This is a genomic window from Sphingomicrobium aestuariivivum (genome assembly GCF_024721585.1).
In the GTDB taxonomy this organism is placed as follows: Bacteria; Pseudomonadota; Alphaproteobacteria; order Sphingomonadales; family Sphingomonadaceae; genus Sphingomicrobium; species Sphingomicrobium aestuariivivum.
In genome coordinates this window covers 1,310,561-1,333,074 of the sequence record NZ_CP102629.1, presented here as the reverse complement: position 1 = coordinate 1,333,074, position 22,514 = coordinate 1,310,561, and the positions used below count along the sequence as shown (strand labels likewise).

The following is a 22,514-nucleotide window of genomic DNA, read 5'->3' as shown; positions in this document are numbered from 1 at the left end:
GGTCAAACTCCCTTTTCAATTTGTAAAGCTTGTTTGACATGAGTCGCGCATCTTGTCAAGCGAGGTTGACATAAGGACAAGTGTCCTTGCTTTGTCCTTTTGGTTGAAGGCTTTGCGCCGCTGCATTAGGTGGGTGGGCATGACCGAGATGGTGAAAATCCACCTGCCCGACGGCAGCGTGAAGGAAATGAAGTCCGGCGCGACCCCTTATGATGTCGCCGCCGAGATCGGCCCCGGCCTTGCCAAGGCAGCGATCGCCGCGCGCGTCGACGGCGAATTGCGCGACCTTAAGCGTCCCTTCGAGGGCGATGCGAAACTCGCGCTCGTGACCAAGCGCGACGAGGCCGATGCCTTGGAGCTGGTGCGTCACGACTTCGCGCACGTGCTCGCCGAAGCGGTGCAGAACCTCTATCCCGGCACCCAGATCACCTTCGGTCCGGCGACCGACGACGGCTTCTACTACGATTTCGCGCCGGCCCCCGGCCGCGGCATGTTCACCGAGGAGGACCTGCCCGCGATCGAGGAAGAGATGCGCCGCGTCATCAAGGCCGACAAGCCGCTGATCCGCGAAGTCTGGGACCGCGAGAAGGTGCGCCAGTTCTTCATCGACAATGGCGAGGCCTTCAAGGCCGAGTGGGTGATGGAGCTGCCCGAGAACGAACCCATCACCATGTACAAGACCGGCACCGGCGAGGCCGACTGGATCGACCTGTGCCGCGGGCCGCACCTGCCGAGCACCGGCTATCTCGACCCAAAGGCGTTCAAGCTGACCCGCGTGTCGGGCGCCTATTGGCGCGGCGACCAGTCGAACCCGATGCTCAGCCGCATCTACGGTACCGCCTGGCTCGACAAGAAGCAGCTCGCCGAGCATTTGCATCGCCTCGAGGAAGCGGCCAAGCGCGACCATCGCAAGCTGGGCGCCGAGATGGACCTGTTCCACCTCCAGCAGGAGGCGCATGGCAGCGTCTTCTGGCACCCGCAGGGCTTCAAGATGTGGCGTGCGCTCGAGGCCTATATGCGCCGCGCCATCGACGATGGCGGCTATCGCGAGATCAAGACCCCGCAGCTGATGGACGTCAAGCAGTGGACCCGCTCGGGCCACTGGGGGAAATATGCCGAGAACATGTTCGCGGTTCCCGACATCGTCCCCAATGTGGAGAGCGAGGAAGAAGCCGCGGCCCCCGATGTCGCCGAGGACGCCGACTGGATGGCGATCAAGCCGATGAACTGCCCGGCGCACATCCTCGTCTTCAACCAGGGCATCAAGTCGTACCGCGACCTGCCGCTCCGCCTCTACGAAAACGGCTGCTGCCATCGCAACGAGCCGCACGGGGCGCTCCATGGCCTCATGCGCGTGCGCCAGTTCACGCAGGACGATGCGCATATCTTCTGCACCGAAGGGCAGGTGGTCGAGGAGATCCAGAAGTTCTGCAAGCTGGCCGACCGCATCTACAAGGACTTCGGCTATACCTATTCGGTCAAGCTCGCGACGCGCCCCGAAAAGCGCTTCGGCTCGGACGAGATGTGGGACAAGGCCGAGCAGGAAATGCGCGACGCGGTGAAGGCCGCGGGCATGGATAATGACGATTACGGTTGGGAAGAATTGCCGGGCGAGGGCGCCTTCTACGCGCCCAAGCTCGAGTGGCACCTGACCGACGCCATCGGCCGCACCTGGCAGGTCGGCACTATCCAGTCGGACCGCGTGCTGCCCGAACGCCTTGACGCCACCTATGTGGGCGAGGATGGCGAGAAGCATCGCCCCGTCATGCTCCACCGCGCCATCTTCGGTTCCTACGAGCGCTTCATCGGCATGCTGATCGAACATTATGCCGGCAAGATGCCGTTGTGGCTGGCGCCGACGCAGATCGTGGTCACCACCATCGTCTCCGATGCCGACGACTTCGCGAAGCAAGCCGCGGCCAAGCTGGAGGCGGCGGGACTGCGGGTCGAGACCGACCTCCGCAACGAGAAGATCAACTACAAGGTGCGCGAGCACAGCCTTGCAAAGGTCCCGATCATCGCGGTCGTGGGCAAGCGCGAGGCCGAGGAGGGCAAGGTTGCCCTTCGCCGGCTCGGCAGCCGCGACCAGGAGATCGTGAGCCTCGACGAATTCATCGCCGCCGCGATCAAGGAAGCGACTCCGCCCGACCTCGCCTGAGATCGGCAGGCCGGAAGTTGTGACGGCTCCGATACGATAACGGTTTTTCGCCGTTCCTCGTTTCGGAGCTGTTAACCAATCATTTGCGCTCTCCGTTTAGACCCCATTGTCGAGGCCGGCTCGCTCGGGAGCCGGTGGGGACAGACGGGGCGGATGTGAATCCTTTCAAGACGGCTTATGCGCAGGCAGCGCTGACGATCAAACGCGTGTCGAAAGGCACCTTCTCGCTGACGCGCGCGATTATCATCACCATCTCGATCATGGCGCTGATCATCGTCGGCATGGCGACGAGCGGATTCGTCGGCTCGATCGCCGACCGCCAGCAGGCCGCGACCCTGCGCAGCGTCAATGCCTTCACCACCGACGTCGTGACCGCAGGCGAACGCTGGGCGGTCTCGCGCGGGCTTGTCTATACGGCGCTGAAGGACCCCGCGCCGGTCAGCCGCAAGACCCTCGACAATATCCGCCGCCACCGCCTGGCGGGCAATCGCGCGATGGACGCCGCACTGTCGCGCTTCGAGCCCCAGAGCGTGAGCGAGCGCGCCATCTTCGACACGTTCAAGACCGCCGACGCCGAATTCGCCAAGGTCGAGACGCAGGCGCTCGGCGCCATGCGCGAGGCGGGCAGCCTGCGCGACCCCGAGCTTGCCATGCGCTTCCTCGGCGCCGCCACCCGCCGCATCACCGCTGCGCAGGAGCTGCGCTTCACGACCGCCGCGCAGGCGGGTACCGAGGGCTCGATCGCCAACCTCATGATGCTCAAGCACCTGTCGTGGGAAATGGGCGAATATGCGGGGCGCGAGCGCGCCATCGTCGCCGGCCAGATCGCCGCGAACGAACAGGTCACGCCGGCCCAGCGCGCGACGATCATCGAGAACCGCGGCCGCGTGCTAAGCGCTTGGGACGCGCTGCAGGTCCTCAAGACCGCCAGCGCCGACCGCCTCGACATGGACGAGGCGACCGATGCCGCGCGCAAGACCTTCTTCGCCGATTACGACCGGGTGCGCGCCGGCATCTACATGGCCAGCGACAGCGGCATGCCCTATCCGATGGGCGCCTACGAGTGGTTCGACGCGTCGACCCAGGCCATCGAGCCGCTGCTCGAGATCACCGACGCCGCCGAAGCCGCCACCCTCTTCTGGGTCGACCGCCAGCTCGAAAGCTCGCTCTGGTCGATCGTCATCCAGGCCTCGCTCCTGACGGCGGCCGTCCTCGCCGTGCTCGGGCTCATCTGGGTCACGGTGCGCCATGTCCAGCAGCCGATGAACGAGGTGATGGGTGCGACCCGCCTCATCGCCAAGGGCCGCTTCGATGTGCGCCTGCCGGTCGAGGCCCGCGCGCTCGAGATCGGCTCGATCGCCCGCACGCTGGCGCAGTTCAAGGATGCCGTCGCCCAGCGGGAGGCGCTGGAAGCGGCCAAGATCGAGGCCGAACGCCACAATGCCGAAGCGCGCGAAGCCGCGCTCGCCGCCGAACAGCGTGCCGTCGAGGAGCGCGAGCTGCGCGCCCGCCAGCTCGCCGATGCGGGCAATGATTTCACCCGCCGCATGCACGAGACCATCTCGACGCTGGCGTCCGCCGCCGACGAGATGAGCGCGACCGCCGACCTCATGGTCGAACAGCTCGGCAACACGACGGGCCAGCTGTCCGAAGTGGCGCGCGAGACGGGCAATGCCTCGTCCCACGTGCGCGAAGCGGCGGCGGCGGCCGACCAGATCCGCCTCGCCATCTCCGACATCGCCCGCCAGATCGAGGAGCAGCGCAGCTCCTCGAGCCAGGCCGCCGAGAAGAGCTCGGACACGGCGGGCGAAGTGCGCCGCCTGTCCGATGCCACCGGCAGCGTCGGCGAGATGGTCGGCATGATCGACGATGTCGCCAAGAAAACCGGCCTCCTTGCCCTCAACGCCACCATCGAGGCGGCGCGCGCGGGCGAGGCGGGGCGCGGCTTCGCGGTCGTGGCGGGCGAAGTGAAGGCCCTGTCCGAACAGACCGGCGAGGCGACCGCGAGCGCGGCCGCCACCGTCGGCGAGATGTCGGGCTCGATCACCCGCTCGGTCTCGGGCTTCGGCCAGGTCGACGAGGCGATCCAGCGCATCAGCCAGGCCGCCACCGCGATCGCCGCCACCGTGCGCCAGCAGTCGGAAGCGACCGAACAGCTCAGTCATGGCGTCGAGGGTGCCGCGCGCATCGCCGATACCGTGGCCACCCGCGCCCGCGCGGTCGACGAGGGCGCCGGTTCGGTCATGGCCGCGGCGACGCAGGTCAAGGCCGCTTCGGGCGAACTCGCCCAGCTCGCCGAGGCCGTCCGCGTCGACGTCGAGCAGTTCCTCAACGACCTCCAGTCGGCGCAGGCCGCCTGACCCACGCCACGACTTGACGAGGGGCATGGCACCGCCGCGTGCCGTGCCCCTTTATTTTAGCGCTCGGAAACCCTACTTCGGGCCCAGAAGAGACAACGACTCAAAGGAGAAATCGCTATACGACCGCCCCTTTCGCGACGTGGGATGTCGCCGCCGCCCCTATCCGGACCCCGCTATGACAAGCACATCCAGTCGCCCAAGGTCCGGGTGATTGACGAGAATGGCGACAACCTGGGCGTCATGTTCACCCGCGAGGCAATGGAGCAGGCCAACGAGATTGGCCTCAACCTGGTCGAGATTTCTCCCAACGCCGATCCGCCCGTGGCCAAGTTCCTCGATATCGGGCGCTACAAGTACGAAGCGCAGAAGAAGGCCAATGCCAAGCGCAAGGCCCAGAAGACGCAGGAGATCAAGGAGATCAAGATGCGTCCCAATATCGACGACCACGATTACCAGGTGAAGATGAAGAAGGTCGTCCAGTTCATCGAGAACGGCGACAAGGTCAAACTCACCATCCGTTTCCGTGGCCGCGAGATGGCGCACAACCAGCTCGGCATGGCGGTCCTCAACCGCGTCGAGGAGGACACCGCCGAGATCGCCAAGGTCGAACAGCGCCCCCGCATGGAAGGGCGCCAGATGCTGATGGTGGTTGCGCCCAAGTAACGGCGCACCCCTGCCGCGAAACGCGGCAGTTCGGTACAGTATAAGCAACCTATCGTGCAGTGCAGCGTAAATGCTGCGCTGCACGATGTTGCATTTGGGCACCAACCCCTCCTGAATAGCCCTGCGCGCCCCCTGTAAAAGCTTCCCTAACGCCGTGTTGCTGGCGTAGGCCGGTGAGGATTTCACAGCTTCGTATTCAGGGGAGGCATGTACATGCGCAAATCCATCCTTTTGGCGTCGGTCGGCGCGTTCGCGATCGCGACGCCCGCTTTCGCCCAGGAAACCGACACCGATGGTGGTGAAGCCGAAGTCGCGCAGAGCGCGACCGAAGGCGCCGCCGTCGACGACAGCACCGTCGAAGACGACTATTATTACGACACCAGCGACATCGTCATCACCGCGACGCGCCGCAACGAGGCGCTCTCGGACGTGCCGCTCGCCGTCTCGGCCGTCACCGCCGACATCCTCCAGAACTCGGGCGCCAGCGACATCCGCCAGCTGACCCAGGTCAGCCCCTCGCTGCTCGTCTCCTCGACCTCGTCCGAAGCCGCCGGCGCCACCGCGCGTATCCGCGGCATCGGCACCGTCGGCGACAACGCCGGTCTTGAAAGCTCGGTCGCGGTCTTCATCGACGGCGTCTACCGCTCGCGTACCGGTACCGGCCTGTCGGAACTCGGCGCGATCGACCGCATCGAGGTGCTGCGCGGCCCGCAGGGCACGCTGTTCGGGCGTAACGCATCGGCCGGCCTCATCTCGGTCATCACCGCCAAGCCCGCCTTCGAGCCCGAACTGTCGGTCGAAGGTACCATCGGCAACTTCAACCTGCGCCGCTTCGAGGTTGGCGCCACGACCCCGATCAGCGACACGCTCGCTGCCCGCGTCGACGGCGTCTACATGAAGCGCGACGGCTTCCTCACCGACGAGATCTCGGGCCGCGACATCAACGACCGCAACCGCTGGCTCGTCCGCGGCCAGCTCTTGTGGGAGCCCTCGAGCGACGTGTCGGTCCGCCTCATCGGCGACTATTCGACCCGTAACGAGGAGTGCTGCGGCGCGACCTATTTGCCGGCCCGCGACTATATCGCCGGTGTCGGTGACGCGCCCTCGACCGTGGCGGGCCTGCTGCGCGGTCTCGGTGCCGAGATCAACGACGACACCTTCGAGCGCGAGATCGCCATCACGCCCGGCCGCAGCTATCGCGGCGACGTCGACGACTGGGGCGTTTCGGGCGAAGTGGTCTGGGACCTCGGCGGCGCCGAGCTGACCAGCATCACCGCCTATCGCGTCAATGACTACACCCGCGGCCAGGACGCCGACTACAACAACCTCGACATCCTCTATCGCGACGATGACGGCGGTTCGGCGACCAAGTTCGAGACCTTCACGCAGGAACTGCGCCTCCAGGGCCAGGCCGGCCCGGTCGACTGGCTGGTCGGCGGCTTCTACGCCAACGAGGCGCTGACGCTCAAAGACAACCTCACCGTCGGCGAGGACTATGCGCTCTGGGCCAACTGCCTGTCGGGCTTCCTGCTCGTCTCGGAAGGCGCGCCGTCGAACATCATCGACCCGTCGAACGACACCTGCCTCAACACCACGATCTCGCTCGGCACCCGCCAGGAGCTGATCAACGGCATCAACGCGCTCACGCAGGCGCTCGCCACGCTGCCGCCGGGCACCCCGCCCGAGGTCGCGCAGGGCATCATCGCGCAGATCAGCGAGCTTGCCACGCTGGGTACCGCGGTCAGCGCCTTCGCCGAACTGCCGGCAGCCGGCACGCTCAACCCGCAGGTCGCCTTCCCCGACTTCGGCGCGACCAGCCCGATCGGTGGCAACCTCGGCTATGTGAACCTTGCCAACGCGCTGGCCTTCCAGGCCAACCCGGGCGGTTTCGTGCCGTTCAACTTCACCCCGACGGTGAACGACACCTTCAACCAGGACGGCACCAACTGGGCGTTGTTCACCCACAACATCATCGAAGTGACCGACTGGCTGAACTTCACCATCGGCCTGCGTTACACGCACGATGAGAAGGAACTGGCGGTCGACCTCAACGACGACAACCGCCTCTGCTCCTTCTACTCGGCCAACCTGCCGGACTTCCAGCAGCTGCCCTGTCTCGTGCCCTCGACGCCGGGCGGCAACTACGTGATGACCGACAAGCGCACCGAGGACCAGCTTTCGGGCACCGGTGTCGTCTCGGTCCGTCCGACCGACGACCTGCTCACCTACCTGAGCTACTCGCGCGGCTACAAGGCCGGTGGTTTCAACCTCGACCGCACCCCGCTGCCGCGCTTTGGCGGCAATGGCGCGATCATCCCGGGTTCGACGCTGGAAGGCCTGCAGTTCGAGCCGGAAACCAACAATGCCTGGGAGCTCGGTGCCAAGTATAACGGTCGCGGCATCGACATTAACCTGGCGCTGTTCCACCAGACCTTCGAGAATTTCCAGCTCAACCAGTTCAACGGCCTCGCCTTCGAGGTCGCGAACATCAACGGCTGCGACCAGCTCGACGTCCCCAATGGCGATGCCGATGCCGATCCGACGACCGGCGCCTGCGTCGGCGACACCAAGGGTGGCGTGACCTCGCGCGGCCTCGAGTGGGAAATCTTCTCGCGCCCGATCGACAATGTGACGTTGAACTTCGGCGGTACCTGGGTCGACACCAGCTATCGTAACGAGGTTGTCGGTGCCGACGGTGTCCCCGTCTCGCCGCAGCTGTTCCAGCTCAACAACCGTTACATCTCGAACGCCAACGAACTGACGGTGACCGGCTCGATGAGCTGGACCCCGCCGATCGGCAACGACGGCCTGTCGGGCCTCGTCTATCTCGATGGCCGCCACATGAGCTCGTACAACACGGGTTCGGATCTCGACATCGAGAAGATCCAGGACAGCTACCAGGTCTACAACGGCCGCGTCGGTATCCGTGGTCCGGAAAATGCCTGGGCGGTCGAGTTCTGGGTCCAGAACATCACCGACGAGGATTATATCCAGGTCGCCTTCGACGCCCCGCTGCAGGGCTTCGGCACCGGTTTCGCCACCAACACCGCGCGCGGCGTGGACGAGGGGCTCTACCCGGTCGCCAACCAGCTGTTCGGCGCCTTCCTCGCCGATCCGCGCACCTATGGCGTGACGCTGCGTGGCCTGTTCGGTCCGCGTTCGGAGCCGATGCCCGAAATCGAAACGCCGCCGCCGCCGCCCGTCGTCGAGCCGGTCGAGCCGCCGCCGCCCGCCACCATCACCTGCTCGGACGGCACGGTGATCCTGGCGACGGAAACGTGCCCGCCGCCGCCGCCGCCGCTGCCGGAACCCGAGCGCGGCTAAGGCCACAGGCTAAAAAGGGGGAAAGGGCCTCGCGCGATGAGCGCGGGGCCCTTTTTCTTTTTGGCGGGATGGAGCGGTGGTCGCCCTAGGCGGCGACAGGGTCGGCGGCGGCCTCGCGCAAGGCCTCGCGCAACGCATCGGCGGTCTCGTGACTGAGCTTCCGGCCGTGATCGTCGGTCAGGTAGAAGGTATCGACCGCGCGCTCGCCATAGGTGGTGACATGCGCCGAATGCACCACCGCGCCGACCGAGAGGATCGCATGGGCGAGCCGCGCGAGCAGCCCCGATCGGTCGCGGGCATGCACCTCGACCACCGTCATGCGGGTCGAGGCGGTCTGGCTGACGATGATGTTGGGCGGCACGTCGAAGGCGGCATCGCGGTCGGACAGGGGCTCGGGCGCGGGCGGCGGCGGCGGGGCCTCTGCCTCGATCGCCTCGACAAGGCTCGCTTCCAGGCGTTTGCGCCGCCGCTTGTCGGCATAGCGCCGCCCCTGCGCATCGGTGATGAGGAGATTGTCGAGTGCGCGCTGGTCGCGGGTGGTGTGGATGCGCGCATCGATGATGCTCGCCCCCGCCGCGCTCAGCCCCGCGCAGATGCGGTAGAAGAGGCCGGGCGCATCCTCGGCGAAGATCGAGAGGCGGGTGGCGTCGCTCTCGCGGTCGCGCTTCATGCGAATCGAGGGGCGGGCGGGGCCGAGCGCGGCGGCGGCTTCGGCCTCGGCGACCTGCAGCGCATTGTCGACCTGCCAGCCCGTCGGTTCGGCCAGCCAGTAGCTGTCGGGGAGCCGCTTGTGGTGGGCGTGGAGCGCATCGCGCGGCCAGTCGAGCTGCTCGTCCAGCTCGGCCTTGCGTGCCGAGACGAGTTCGCTCCGTCCATGCTGCTTGTGGCCGAGGCGGAGGCGCTCCTCGGCGGCCTCGAACAGGGTGCGCAGGAGACGGCGCTTCCAGTCGGTCCAGGTACCGGGCCCCACCGCGCGAATGTCGACCACGGTGAGGATGAGGAGCATGCGCAGCCGCTCGGGGCTCTGCACCTGCCGGACGAAATCGTCGATGGTGGTGGGGTCGGCAAGGTCGCGCTTGAAGGCGGTCGAGCTCATGAGGAGGTGGTGGAGCACGAGCCAGGCGACCATGTCGGTCTCGCCCGCCGTCAGCCCGAAGCGGGGACCGAGCTCGTAGGCGATCTCGGCGCCGAGTTCGCTATGGTCGCCGCCGCGCCCCTTGGCGATGTCGTGGAGCAGCACCGCGACATAGAGCGCGCGGCGGCTCGCGACCTGCTTGATGAGCGCGCTGGCGAGCGGATGGTCATCGACCATTTCGCCGCGGTCGATCGCGGCGGTGAGGCCGATGGCGCGGATGGTATGCTCGTCGACGGTATAGTGGTGATACATGTCGAACTGCATCTGGGCGACGACGCGGCCGAAGTCGGGCACGAAGCGGCCGAACACGCCCGCCTCGTTCATCCAGCGGAGCACCGTGTCGGTTTGCTCGCGCCCTGACAGGATGTCGAGGAAAATGGCATTGGCGCGCGGATCCTCGCGGACCTCGTCGACGGCGCGCGCGGCGCGGGCGGCGGCGCGCATCGCGTCGGGATGGATCTCGACCCCTTCCTTCTGGGCAGTGCGGAAGAGCTGCAAGAGGCGCACCGGGTCCTTTTCGAGCCATGCCTGCGTCTTCACCGACAGGCGCCCGCGATCGAGCGGGAAGCCGCCCAGCTTCTTCTCGCGGCGGAGCAGCGTGGGCAGGGCGAAACGGCGCCCCTCGTCGGCCAGCTGGGCATCGAGCTGGGCGAGGAAGACGCCGGTGAGGTCGCCCACCGCCTTGGCGTTCAGGAAGTAGAAGTGCATGAAGCGCTCGACCGCCGCCTTGCCCGGGCGGTCGGCGTAATTCATCGCCTCGGCGATCTCGCGCTGGTGGTCGAAGCCGAGCCTGTCCTCGGGGCGGCCCGTGACGCGGTGGAGGTGGCAGCGCACCGACCATAAGAAGCGCTCGGCGCGCTCGAAACGACGGAACTCGCGGGCCGAGAACATGCCCTTGTCGACGAGGTCGGCGGGGCGGTCGACGCCGTGGACATATTTGCCGATCCAGTAGAGCGTGTGGAGGTCGCGCAGGCCCCCCTTGCCGTCCTTGACGTTGGGTTCGACGAGGTAACGCGTGTCGCCCATGCGCGCGTGGCGCTCGTCGCGCTCGGCCAGCTTTGCGGCGACGAATTCATGCGCGCTGCCGCGCACCACCTCGCGGGCGAAGCGGACTTCCATCTCGTGGAAGAGGAGGTCGTCGCCCCAGATGTAGCGCGCCTCCAAGGTGGCCGTGCGCACGCTCATGTCGGTCTTCGACAGGGCGATCACTTCCTCGGGGGTGCGGACCGCGTGGCCGACCTTCAGCTGGAGGTCCCAGAGGAGGTAGAGCAGCCCCTCGATCGCCTGCTCGACCCAGGCGTTGCGGCGGTCGGGTACGAGGAGGAGGAGGTCGAGGTCGCTGTGCGGCGCCATCTCGCCGCGACCCGTGCCGCCAATGCCGACGAGGCAGAGCCGCTCGGCGGGCGTGGGATTGGGGTTGGGGAAGAGCCGCTGGGTGACGACGTCATAGGCGAGGCGCAGGAGCTGGTCGTAGAGGAAGCTGGTGGCGGCGGCATGGACCCGCCCGCGATAGGGCTGCGCGACCATGCGCCGGTCGATCTCGGCGCGGCCCTGCTCGAGCGCCTCGCCGATGATCTCGAGCGCGGGCGCGCGCGCCTTGTCGCCATAGGGAAGTGTCTCGAGGCGATCATCGAGCGCGCGGCGGTCGATGATCGCGCGGCGATCCTCGATCAGCGACGTGCGCGGCGGCAGCATCAGCCGGCCCCGCCCTCGTCGTGGAGCGCCTTGAGGCGGTAGAGCGCGTCCAGTGCCTCGCGCGGGGTGAGCGCGTCGGGGTCGAGCGCGGCCAGCGCCTCCATCAGCGGGTCGGTCTCTTCCTCCGGCGTGGCGGTGGCGGCGAACAGCGGCAGGCTGTCGAGCCCCGCGGCGATGCCGCCCGTTTCGTCGCGACCGGCCTCGAGCCGCGACAGGATGTCGCGGGCGCGGGCGAGGATGGCGGGGGGCAGGCCGGCGAGCTTGGCGACCGCGATGCCGTAGCTCTTGTCGGCGGGGCCCTCCGCGACTTCGTGGAGGAGGACGAGGTCGCCCTTCCACTCGCGCGCACGGACATGGTGGAGGCTGAGGGCATCCAAGCGGTCGGCGAGGCGGGTGAGCTCGTGATAATGGGTCGCGAACAGGGTGCGCGCGCGGATCGTGTCGTGGCACGCCTCGGTCACCGCCCAAGCGATGGCGAGCCCGTCATAGGTCGAGGTGCCGCGCCCGATCTCGTCGAGGATGACGAGGCTGTTCCTTGTCGCCTGCGCGAGGATGGCGGCGGTCTCGACCATCTCGACCATGAAGGTCGAGCGCCCGCGCGCGAGATTGTCGGAGGCGCCGACGCGGCTGAAGAGGCGATCGACGAGGCCCACCTTGGCACGGGTCGCGGGGACATAGCCGCCCGCCTGCGCCATGAGGCAGATGAGCGCGGTCTGGCGGAGGAAGGTCGATTTACCGCCCATGTTGGGGCCGGTGATAAGCCAGAGCCGGTCGGCGGGGCCGAGCTGGCAATCATTGGCGATAAAGCGTTCGCCCGCTTTCTCGACAGCGGCCTCGACCACCGGATGGCGGCCGCCTTCAACCTCAAGGCAGGGCTGCTCGGCAAGGCTCGGCAGGCACCAGTCACCCTCGACCGCGCGGTGCGCCTGCCCCGCCGCGACATCGAGCCGCGCAAGCGCGTCGGCGGCGGCGGTGAGCGGGGCGGCCTCGCCGACGGCGGCGGCGACGAGGCGGGAGAGGTGCTCGGCCTCGAGCGCCAGTGCCTTGTCGCCCGCCTCGCCCAGCGCGGTCGCCTGTTCGTGCAGCTCGGGCGAATTGAAGCGGACGGCATTGGCCATCGTCTGGCGATGGGTGAAGCCCGAATCCTCCGCCATGAGCGGGGCGGCGGCCTTGGCGGGCACCTCGATATGATAGCCGAGGACGTTGTTGTGCTTGATCTTCAAGGACGTGACGCCGGTCGCCTCGCGATATCTGGCTTCCAGTGCCGCGATGGCCTGCCGCCCGCCGCGGCTGAGGTCACGCAGGGCATCGAGGTCGGCATCGAAGCCCTCGCGAACATAGCCGCCCTTGGCGGTCTCGATCGGCGGGCTGTCGACCAGCGCGGCGGCGAGCAGGCCGCGCAGCATGTCATGGCCGGTGAGGCGGGGCAGGAGCTCGGCGAGGAGGTCGGGGCGGGCCTCGACCTCCGACAGGCGCTCATGCAGGTCGGCGGCACCGGCGAGCGCGTCGCGCAGCTGGCCGAGGTCGCGCGGACTGCCGCGGCCAGCGACGAGGCGCGACAGCGCACGGGCGAGGTCGGGCAATGCTTTGAGGCGGCTGCGGACCTCGTCGCGCAGCAGCTGGTCCTCGACGAAATATTGCACCAGCGCGAGGCGGCGGTTGATCGGGTCCAACGTGGCGAGCGGGGCGCTGATATCGGCGGCGAGGAGGCGGCGGCCCCCTGCGGTGACGCAGCGGTCGATGGCGTGGAGGAGGCTGGTCGCGGGCGTGCCGTCGGCACCGCGGAGCAGTTCGAGGCTGTCGCGGGTCGAGGGGTCGATCGCCATCAGGCTCGAACGTTCGATGCGGCGCGGCGCGGCGAGGTGCGCGGTCGCCTCTTTCTGGGTGGCGGAGAGATAGGCGAGGAGCCCGCCCGCGGCGGCGCATTCGGCGCGGCCGGGACTGCCGAAACCGGCGAGGTCGGCGACGCCGTAGCGGCGCTTCAATGCTTCTTCACCCGCGCGGCTGTCGAACCCGCCCGCGCCCGGGAGCGTGTCTACGCCGGGGATGGCCTCGCCGGCGATGACCTCGGCGGCATCGAGGCGCGCCAGCTCGGCTGGCAGCCCGCCGGTGTCGCAGGCGATGAGCTCGAAACGGCCCGTCGAGATGTCGCAGGCGGCGACCGCATAGTCATCGCCCGCGCGGCCCACCGCGGCGAGCCAGTTGGCGGCGGCGCTGTCGAGCAGCGTGTCCTCGGTCAGCGTGCCGGGCGTGACGACGCGGACGATGCCGCGCGCGACGAGCGCCTTCGAGCCGCGAGCCTTCTTGGCTTCGGCGGGGCTCTCGGTCTGTTCGGCGATGGCGACGCGGTGACCCGCCTTGATCAGGCGCGCGAGATAGGCCTCGGCGGCATGGACGGGCACGCCGCACATCGGCACGGGCTGGCCGCGGTCGGTGCCGCGCGCGGTCAATGCGATGTCGAGGCACTGGGCCGCGACCTTGGCGTCCTCGAAGAACAGCTCGAAGAAATCGCCCATGCGGAAGAACAGGAGCGCGTCCCCCGCCTCCGCCTTGAGGTCGTGGAACTGCTGCATCACGGGGGTGGATTTGGGAGTTGAATCGTCGCGGGCCATCTTGCGGGCAACGCTAGCCGCTTTCCCCCGCCGTTTCCATTAAGTCCGTGACTCTTCAGGGGCCTCTTTTTATGGCGGCGCCATACAGGAGAGAAAATTGAGCGAAGCCAACGTCAAGTTTTCCGAACAGGAAGCGATCGACTTCCACGCCAAGGGTCGCCCCGGCAAGATCGAGATCAAGGCATCGAAGCCGATGGCCACGCAGCGCGACCTCGCGCTGGCCTATTCGCCCGGCGTCGCCGTGCCGGTCGAAGCCATCGCCGCCGATCCCGGCCGCGCCTACGAACTGACCGCCAAGGGCAATCTCGTCGCGGTCATCTCGAACGGCACCGCCATCCTCGGCCTCGGCAATCTCGGCGCGCTGGCATCGAAGCCGGTGATGGAAGGCAAGGCGGTCCTCTTCAAGCGCTTCGCCGACGTCGATTCGATCGACCTCGAACTCGACACGCAGGACCCCGACAAGTTCATCGAGGCGGTCGCGCTGATGGGCCCCAGTTTCGGCGGCATCAACCTCGAGGATATCGGCGCGCCCGACTGCTTCATCATCGAACAGGCGCTGAAAGAGCGCATGAACATCCCCGTCTTCCACGACGACCAGCATGGCACCGCGATCATCACCGCGGCCGGCCTCATCAACGCCGCGCATCTCACCGGCCGGTCGATGGAGAGCCTCAAGGTGGTGGTGAACGGCGCGGGCGCCGCGGCGATCGCGTGCAGCGACCTCATCAAGGAGATGGGGGTGCGCCGCGAGAATGTGCTGATGTGCGACCGGACGGGCGTCATCCACGAGGATCGCGACGATCTCGACCAGTGGAAATCGGCGCAGGCGGTCAAGACCGACAAGCGCACGCTGGCCGAAGCACTCGAAGGCGCCGACGTCTTCCTCGGCCTGTCGGCGGGCAATGTGCTCGACGGCGAGATGATCAAGGCGATGGCGCCCAATCCGATCATCTTCGCGATGGCCAATCCGACGCCCGAGATCGCGCCCCCGGTGGCCAAGGAAGCGCGCCCCGACGCGATCATCGCCACGGGCCGCTCGGACTATCCCAACCAGGTCAACAACGTCCTCGGCTTCCCCTTCATCTTCCGCGGCGCATTGGACGTGCGCGCTACCGCGGTGAACGAGGCGATGAAGATCGCGGCGGCGCAGGCGCTGGCCGAACTGGCGCGCGAGGCGGTGCCCGAGGAAGTGGCGGCGGCCTATGGCGGCGCGGCCAAGAGCTTCGGCCCCGACTATATCATCCCCGCCCCCTTCGACCCGCGTCTGATCGAGGTCGTGCCGGCAGCGGTCGCGAAGGCCGCCGAGGAAAGCGGCGTCGCCCAGAAGCCGATCGAGGATTATGACGCCTATCGTGCCCAGCTGCGCGCACGGCTCAACCCCACCAGCTCGACGCTCAGCCTCGCTTTCGAGGCGGCCAAGCGCAATCCCAAGCGCGTGCTGTTCGCCGAGGGCGAGGAAGAGAATGTCCTGCGCGCCGCCATCGCCTTCCGCGAAGGCGGCTATGGCGTGCCCGTGCTGGTCGGGCGCGAGAGCACCTATGATCGCCTGCGCGACCTCGGGGTCGAGGATCCGCACAGCTACGAGGTGCTCAACAGCCGCAATTCGCCGCTGGTCGAGAAAGCGGTCGACTTCATCTACGAGAAGCACCAGCGCGGCGGCATGCTGCGCCGCCAGGTCGAGCGGATGGTCAACCAGGACCGCAACTATTTCACCGCCGCCATGCTCGCGCTGGGCGAGGGCGATGCGATGATCACGGGGACGACGCGTCCCTTCAGCCAGAGCCTCGCGCAGGTGCGCACGGTGATCGACGACGATCATGGCGCCGAGCCCTTCGGCATCCATATCGTGGCAGGCGGCAGCGGGCAGACGGTGATGATCGCCGATACCTCGGTGACCGAACGTCCGAGCGCCGAACAGCTCGCCGCCATCGCGGTGCGCTCGGCGGCCTTCGCGCGGCGCATGGGGCAGGAGCCCCGCGTCGCCTTCATCAGCTACACCACCTTCGGCAACCCGCCGGGCCGCCACATCGACGAGCTGCGCGATGCGGTGAAGGTGCTCGACCGGATGACCACCGACTTCGAATATGAAGGCGAGATGGGCCCCGACGTCGCGCTCAACTACGACGCCCAGCGCTCTTATTATCCATTCAGCCGCCTGACCGGGCCCGCGAACATCCTGATCATGCCGGGGCTGCAGTCGGCCAACCTGTCGGCCAAGCTGCTGAAGGCGCTGGGCGGCGAGACGCTGCTCGGGCCGTACCTCATGGGCATGAGCCTGCCGGTGCAGATCGCGCCGATGACGGCCTCGTCGAGCGACCTCGTGACGCTCGCCGTGCTGGCCTCGGGCGGCGCCGACGGCCTTCGCCGAAACACCGCCGCGCGCGGCGCTGCCGAAGCGATCGTCGGATAGGAGACGCGAGGCGCTGCCGGCCGCCTAGATGCGGTCGGCGGCGCTGATGCTGTCGCTGGCGCGCAGGGCGGCGATCATGGCGTGAAGGTGCGCCAGATCGTGCAGTTCGCAATCCACGTCGAAGGTGTGGAAGGCCCCGTCGCGGTGGACGAGGCCGAGGTTGACGATATTCGCGCGCTTGGCGCCGAAGATCCCCGCCATCTCGCCCAGCGCGCCCGCCACGTTGTGGAGGATGACGCGGATGCGCGCGGTGCCGCCGTCCGACTGTTCGCCCCAGGACAGGTCGAGCCAGTCGCTGTCGTCGGAGGCCAGCAGCTGTTCGCAGCCAATGACATGGACCGCGATCATCTCGTCCTCGCCGCGTACGCCGACGATGCGGTCGCCCGGGATCGGGTGACAGCAATCGGAAAGTTCGAAGGCGACGCCGGGGGTGAGGCCCTTGATCGAGATGGCGTTGCGCTGTTCGGGCGCGCGGCCGTCCTTCTTCTCGAGCTTGGCGGTCGAGCCGGGGACGAGTGCTTCCATCACCGCTTCATCGGCGATGCGGCGCTTGGCGATTGCTTCCATCAGCGCGGCTTCGTCGTCCATCTTGAGACGCTTGGCGGCGCGCTTGGTCGCACCCGCGCGCGGTGCCGACGGCAGGCGCTCGAGGATCTCGGCGAAGATCTTGGTGCCCAGCTCGATCGTTTCGTCGCGCTCCTTGTGGCGCACGAAGCGGCGGATGGCGGCGCGCGCCTTGCCGGTGGCGACGAAGCGCAGCCATGACGGCTGGGGCTGCTGCGCGTCACTGGCGAGGATCTCGACCTGGTCGCCATTGTCGAGCACGGTGCGCAGCGGCACGACGCGCCCGTTGACCTTCACGCCGACCGTCTGGTCGCCAAGGTCAGTGTGGACGGCATAAGCGAAATCGACCGCGGTGGCGCCCTTGGGCAGCTGGATCAGCTCGCCCTTGGGGGTGAAGGCGAAGATGCGGTCCTGGTACATCGCCATGCGCGTGTGCTCGAGGAGTTCCTCGGGGTCGGCGGCATGGTCGAGGATCTCGACGAGGTCGTTGATCCACATGACCGGCTTGTCGCCCTTGGGCGCGCCTTCCTTATAGGCCCAGTGCGCGGCGAGCCCGCGCTCGGCCTGTTCGTGCATCTCGCGCGTGCGGATCTGGATCTCGATGCGCATGTTGGTGTCGTGGATCACCGAGGTGTGCAAGGAGCGGTAGCCGTTACGCTTGGGGGTCGAGATGTAATCCTTGTAGCGCCCCGGGACCATCGGCCAGCGCTGGTGGATGAGGCCCAGCGCGCGATAGACGTCCTCGACCGTGTCGACGATGACGCGGAAGGCCATGACGTCGGACAGTTGCTCGAAGCTGATGTGCCGTTCGGCCATCTTCTTCCAGATCGAATAGGGATGTTTCTCGCGCCCCGTGACGTCGGCATCGAGGCCATGGTCGGCCAGGTGGAGCTGGAGCCCGAGGCCGATGCGGTTGATGACATCGCCGCCCTTGTCGTTGAGCTGGTCGAGGCGCTTGAGGATCGAGGCATAGGCATCGGGCTCGAGATGCTGGAAGGCGAGCGTCTGCATCTCCTTCATCATCTCGTACATGCCGATGCGCTCGGCGAGCGGCGCATAGATGTCCATCGTCTCGCGGGCGATACGACGGCGCTTATGCTCCTTGGGAATGTGATGCAGCGTGCGCATGTTGTGGAGCCGGTCGGCCAGCTTCACCAGCAGCACGCGGATGTCGCCCGACAGCGCGAGCAGGAACTTGCGAAGGTTTTCGGCGGCGCGCTGCGATTCGCTCATCGCCTCGACCTTCGACAGCTTGGTCACGCCGTCGACGAGGCGGGCCACTTCCTCGCCGAACAGGTTCTCGATCTGCTCGGGCGTGGCGACCGTGTCCTCGATGGTGTCGTGGAGGATGGCGGTGACGATGGTCTCGTCGTCGAGCTTGAGGTCGGTGAGGATGCCCGCGACTTCGATCGGGTGCGAGAAATAGGGGTCTCCGCTGGCGCGGAGCTGGGCGCCATGGGCCTTCATCGAGAAGACATAGGCGCGGTTGATCAGCGCCTCGTCGGCGTCGGGGTCATAGGCCCGGACCTTCTCGACCAGTTCATATTGTCTCAGCACGGTTAATTAATGGGGGCGCGGGGGGCGCTTGTGCAAGTGCAAAACGCACGAAAGGCCCGCCCTGTCGGACGAGCCTTTCGCAAGTTGCCTCAGGCGTTTGACGCGGGTTAGCGCGCCTTGGCGTTGCAGCGCTCGAGATCGCGCGCATCGATTTCCTCGCCATCGACTTTGAAGCTGGTCACGGGACCGACTTCCTTGACGAGGCGCTCGCACAGCACGGCGGGGCGGCTGGCGGCCGAGCGGGTGGTGCAGGTCTCGCCCTCGCAGGCGAAAGCGGCGCCCTTGACGATTACGCGCGCCTCGGCGGCGGCGGCAAGGTCGGCGCTCAGCAGCGGCGCGGCAGCGGCAGCGGGCGCGGCGAGGGTGGCGGCGGCAGCGAGGGCCAGAAGGGTGCGCATGATGGTCGTCCTTTCGGTTTTGTTCGGAAACCTATTAGGTTGAAACAGTCTCGTTTAGCAACTGTTATTTTGAAAATGACGCGCCTATGACTGTGCCCACCCATGGGGGCTAGCCCGCGAGGCGGCCATGACAAAGGACACAGGATTGAGCGGCATCGAACCCGACATCGAGTCATTCCGGGACGCGGCACTGCGCTGTCCGCTTCCGCCCGCGATCGAGCTGATCGGCGAGCGCTGGTCCTTCCTCATCCTGCGCGGTGCCTTCAACGGGCTGAAGCATTTCGAGCAGTTCCAGGCGGGTCTCGGCATCGCCCGCAATATCCTGTCGGACCGGCTGTCCAAGCTGGTCGCGGGCGACATCCTCGACCGCCAGCCCGATCCCAATGACGGGCGCAAGGTGGTCTACCAGCTGACCGAGAAGGGCGAGGCGCTGCTGCCCGTGGTGGTCGCGCTCCGGCAGTGGGGCGAGGACTGGGGTCATGGCTGTTCCGACATCCAGCTCGCCGACGTGCGCGACGGCAAGTCGGTGGCGCGCGTTTCGGTCACCGCGCAGGACGGCACTGTGCTGGGATTGAAGGACCTGATGTGGATCGACCGCCGCACCGGCGCGACGATCCGCCGTCACCAGATGGACAAGGTCGAGCTCTAGGCCGCGGCCAGGGCCTGAACGAAAAAGGGCGGCGCCTCGCGGCACCGCCCTTTTTTCATGTCGCTTGTCGCGAGAGCCCTAGTCGGCGGCACCCGGGGTCGGGCGCGGCGGGGCCGAGGCGGTGAGGCGCAGGGCTTCGGCCGATTCGCTGAGGCTCGACAGTTCATCGGTCTCGTCGTCATCGTCCATCTGGACGCGCTGGTGACCCGAGATGAGGCTTTCCTCGAGATGCTTGGGCTTGACGGTCTGCTCGGCGATCTCGCGCAGCGCGACGACGGGGTTCTTGTCGCGGTCGCGATCGATGGTGAGATCGGCACCGCCCGAAATCTGACGCGCCCGCTCGGCTGCGAGCAGGACGAGATCGAACCGGTTCGAGACCTTGTCGACGCAATCTTCGACGGTAACGCGCGCCATAAGCCGCTGATCCTCTTGAAATCTTGGGGTTAGGAATTCCGAACGGGCGAGATAGGCATTGGCGCCCCAAGAGTCAATGCGGCTTGCCAGCGCCCCCGCGGCCCGCCAAGGCTCCCCGCATGGAGCCCGAAATCGCCTTTTCGGTCGCGGACAACGACTTCGCGATGGTGCCCTCGGGGGCGCGGCGGCGCGGGCTGATCCTCGACACCATCGGCGGCGCGCGCGAGACGCTCGACCTCCTGTTCTACGATTTCGCGGACGACCAGAGCGGCGTTGCGGTACGCGATGCCCTCATCGCGGCGGCGCGGCGCGGGGTCGCCGTGCGGCTGGTCATCGACGGCTTCGGGCTCAGGGACATGGCCGATGCCGAAACCTTCTTCGCCCCCTTGCGCGAGGCAGGCGCCTCGGGCTTCGCCTTCAACGCCAGCCTCGGACGGCGCTATCTCATCCGCAACCACCAGAAGATCCTCATCGCCGATGGCGCCACCGCGATCATCGGCGGCGCCAATATCGCCGATGACTATCTCGGCGACGAGGACGGCTGCTGGCGCGACCTGTGGCTGCGGGTCGAGGGCGACTGCGTGGTGGCGCTCGGCGACTATTATGACGCCATCTACGAGTGGATGGGGGACAAGAAGGCGCGGCTGCGCAAGCTCGCCGACCTCGTGGCGCGGGCGAGCACGACGAGTGGCCCGCTGCAATGGCAGTTCTCAGCACCCTGGCCGCGTCACACGCCCTGGCCGTCTGGACTGATCCGCGACCTGTGGAGCGCCAAGGAGGTCGACCTCGTAGCGGCCTATTTCAGCCCCTCGGCCGCCATGTTGCGGCGGCTCGAGCGGGTGGCGAAGGATGGCGGACGGGTAAACCTCCTGACGCCTGCCAAGTCCGACAATGACACCACCATCGCGGCGGCGCGGCACAATTATCACCAGCTCTTGGAAGCGGGTGTCGAGATCCACGAATATGAGAAGACCAAGATGCACACCAAGCTCGTCATCGTCGATGACGCGGTGCATATCGGCAGCTCGAATTTCGACTTTCGCAGCCTGTTCCTCAACCTCGAGGTGATGCTGCGCATCCATGACGAAAAGGCGGCGCAGCTCATGCGTGACTGGGTGCGCACCGAACTGGCCGATTCGCGCGCCATCACCCCCGAACTTCACGCACGCCGCGACACGCTGTGGCAGCGCACGCTCTGGGCGATCTCCAACTTCCTCGTCACCAGCATGGACTACACCGTGAGCCGCCGCCTCAACCTGCCGCTGGGGAGCGACGACTGATGGCGAGCGCGCCGTCCGCCACCCCCTTCGGCAAGGTGCCGGGGAGCGCATTGACGCGCCGCGACTTCGCGCTGCTGTGGGGGGCGATGCTGGTCACCGCGACGGGCAATACGGCGATGCAGACGATCATCCCGCCGGTCGGCCGCTCGCTCGGGATCGAGGATTACTGGATGGCGCTGGCCTTCACCACCTCGGCCATCGCCTGGGTGGTGTGCGCACCGATCTGGGCGCGGCGGTCGGACAAGCACGGGCGCAAGGCGCTGGTGCTGATCGGTCTGGTCGGCTTCATCGTCTCGACCCTCGGCTGCGCCATCGCGCTGCAGGCGGGACTGGCGGGATGGGTCGGGGTGCTGCCCGCGATGATCGGCTTTGCCGTGATCCGCGCGGTCTACGGGCTGCTCGGCTGCGCCACGCCCGCGGGCACGCAAGCCTATCTCGCCGCGCGCACCCGCCGCTCGAGCCGCACGGTGGCGCTGTCGGGGCTCACCGCCGCCTTCGGGCTCGGCACCGTCATCGGCCCCGCGCTGGTGCCCGCCTTCGCCATCCCGGGGCTCGAGCTCATCGGCCCGCTCTACGTCTTTGCCGCTTTCGGGGTCGCCACGCTGGTCGCCGTCTCGGTGTGGCTGCCCGACGACCGCCAGCGGGTGCGCCGGTCGCGCGCCGCGGCGATGGGCTATCCGAGCGCAAGCCCGACGGGCGCCGCGCTGCGCGCCGCGACCAGCCCGCGCCCGACCGCGCGGCTAAAATGGACCGACGCGCGGGTGCGCGACTGGTTGGTGGCGGGCGCGATCACCAATACCGCGCTGGCGGGGCTGATGACGGTGATGGGCTTTTACGTGATCGACCAGCTCGGGCTCGACCCGGCGGGCGCGCTGGGCGAGGTCGGGCTGGTGCTGATGGGCGGGGCGATCGCCTCGCTGGTCGCGCAATGGGGGATCATCCCGCGCACCGGCTGGAGCCCGCGCCAGCTCATCCTCGTTGGCGCCTGGGTGGCGATCTTCGGCGTGGTGGCGGTGATGCTCGCGGGCACGCTCCACGGGCTGGTCCTGAGCTATGGGGTGGCCTGCCTCGGCTTCGGCCTCACCCGCCCGGGCTTTGCCGCGGGGGCGAGCCTTGCGGTCCCGCTTGCCGAACAGGGCGCGGTGGCGGGACTGACGACCAGCGTGAACGGCTTCGCCTTCATCTTCGCGCCGACCGGCACGCTGTTGCTCTACAAGCTGGCGCCCTGGCTCGCCTTCGTGACGCTGATCGCGCTGCTGGTGGCGAGCCTCGCCTTGTTTCGCCGGAGCTGACGT

The 22,514-nt window shown here is 67.5% G+C and carries 13 protein-coding genes; 8 read left to right on the top strand and 5 right to left on the bottom strand.

All coding sequences use genetic code 11. From position 1 onward, the window contains the following. Positions 1-139 precede the first annotated feature (139 nt). From thrS to NUW81_RS06855, 4 genes are all read left to right on the top strand, one after another. On the top strand, positions 140-2,158 hold the full coding sequence (thrS, locus tag NUW81_RS06870) for a threonine--tRNA ligase (RefSeq protein ID WP_245111779.1): 2,019 nt from the start codon (positions 140-142) through the stop codon (positions 2,156-2,158). Between the two features lie 155 nt (positions 2,159-2,313). Next, positions 2,314-4,518: a methyl-accepting chemotaxis protein gene (locus NUW81_RS06865; protein ID WP_245111777.1), complete on the top strand. Its 2,205-nt coding sequence runs from the start codon at positions 2,314-2,316 to the stop codon at positions 4,516-4,518. 144 nt (positions 4,519-4,662) lie between these two features. Further along, positions 4,663-5,181, top strand: coding sequence for a translation initiation factor IF-3 (infC, locus tag NUW81_RS06860; RefSeq protein WP_245111774.1), 519 nt, complete (start codon positions 4,663-4,665; stop codon positions 5,179-5,181). A gap of 213 nt (positions 5,182-5,394) precedes the next feature. Continuing rightward, positions 5,395-8,505 carry a TonB-dependent receptor gene (locus NUW81_RS06855; protein ID WP_280638876.1) on the top strand — a complete coding sequence of 1,037 codons (3,111 nt, stop codon included), beginning with the start codon at positions 5,395-5,397 and terminating at the stop codon, positions 8,503-8,505. An 85-nt stretch (positions 8,506-8,590) separates the two neighbouring features. Here the strand turns inward: NUW81_RS06855 and NUW81_RS06845 are convergent, their stop codons facing one another. Both NUW81_RS06845 and mutS read right to left on the bottom strand, forming a co-directional pair. After that, positions 8,591-11,335 carry a [protein-PII] uridylyltransferase gene (locus tag NUW81_RS06845; RefSeq protein WP_245111773.1) on the bottom strand — a complete coding sequence of 915 codons (2,745 nt, stop codon included), beginning with the start codon at positions 11,333-11,335 and terminating at the stop codon, positions 8,591-8,593. Next, positions 11,335-13,947 (bottom strand): DNA mismatch repair protein MutS, encoded by a 2,613-nt coding sequence (gene mutS / locus NUW81_RS06840; RefSeq protein WP_245111772.1) that lies wholly within the window; start codon positions 13,945-13,947, stop codon positions 11,335-11,337. The genes NUW81_RS06845 and mutS overlap by 1 nt, the downstream gene beginning before the upstream one ends. Positions 13,948-14,044: 97 nt before the next feature. On the opposite strand from mutS, the gene NUW81_RS06835 reads away from it, so the two are divergent. Then, entirely contained in the window at positions 14,045-16,357 is a 2,313-nt protein-coding gene (locus tag NUW81_RS06835; protein ID WP_245111771.1) for an NADP-dependent malic enzyme, read from the top strand. Between the two features lie 24 nt (positions 16,358-16,381). On the opposite strand, the gene NUW81_RS06830 is transcribed toward NUW81_RS06835, so the two are convergent. Both NUW81_RS06830 and NUW81_RS06825 read right to left on the bottom strand, forming a co-directional pair. Then, positions 16,382-18,478 carry a RelA/SpoT family protein gene (locus NUW81_RS06830; protein ID WP_245111770.1) on the bottom strand — a complete coding sequence of 699 codons (2,097 nt, stop codon included), beginning with the start codon at positions 18,476-18,478 and terminating at the stop codon, positions 16,382-16,384. Between the two features lie 107 nt (positions 18,479-18,585). Then, the gene (locus NUW81_RS06825) at positions 18,586-18,876 is read right to left on the bottom strand and encodes a CC_3452 family protein (protein WP_245111769.1); all 291 of its coding nucleotides are present in this window, start codon (positions 18,874-18,876) and stop codon (positions 18,586-18,588) included. Between the two features lie 145 nt (positions 18,877-19,021). On the opposite strand from NUW81_RS06825, the gene NUW81_RS06820 reads away from it, so the two are divergent. Beyond that, the gene (locus NUW81_RS06820) at positions 19,022-19,525 is read left to right on the top strand and encodes a winged helix-turn-helix transcriptional regulator (RefSeq protein ID WP_280638875.1); all 504 of its coding nucleotides are present in this window, start codon (positions 19,022-19,024) and stop codon (positions 19,523-19,525) included. A gap of 78 nt (positions 19,526-19,603) precedes the next feature. On the opposite strand, the gene rpoZ is transcribed toward NUW81_RS06820, so the two are convergent. After that, on the bottom strand, positions 19,604-19,939 hold the full coding sequence (gene rpoZ, locus NUW81_RS06815; RefSeq protein ID WP_245111767.1) for a DNA-directed RNA polymerase subunit omega: 336 nt from the start codon (positions 19,937-19,939) through the stop codon (positions 19,604-19,606). Positions 19,940-20,058: 119 nt separating this feature from the next. Between rpoZ and NUW81_RS06810 the strand changes: the two genes are divergently transcribed. Continuing rightward, complete coding sequence (locus NUW81_RS06810; RefSeq protein ID WP_245111765.1) at positions 20,059-21,219, top strand: phospholipase D-like domain-containing protein; 1,161 nt, start codon at positions 20,059-20,061, stop codon at positions 21,217-21,219. After that, on the top strand, positions 21,219-22,511 hold the full coding sequence (locus NUW81_RS06805; RefSeq protein ID WP_245111764.1) for an MFS transporter: 1,293 nt from the start codon (positions 21,219-21,221) through the stop codon (positions 22,509-22,511). The genes NUW81_RS06810 and NUW81_RS06805 overlap by 1 nt, the downstream gene beginning before the upstream one ends. Positions 22,512-22,514: the final 3 nt, after the last annotated feature.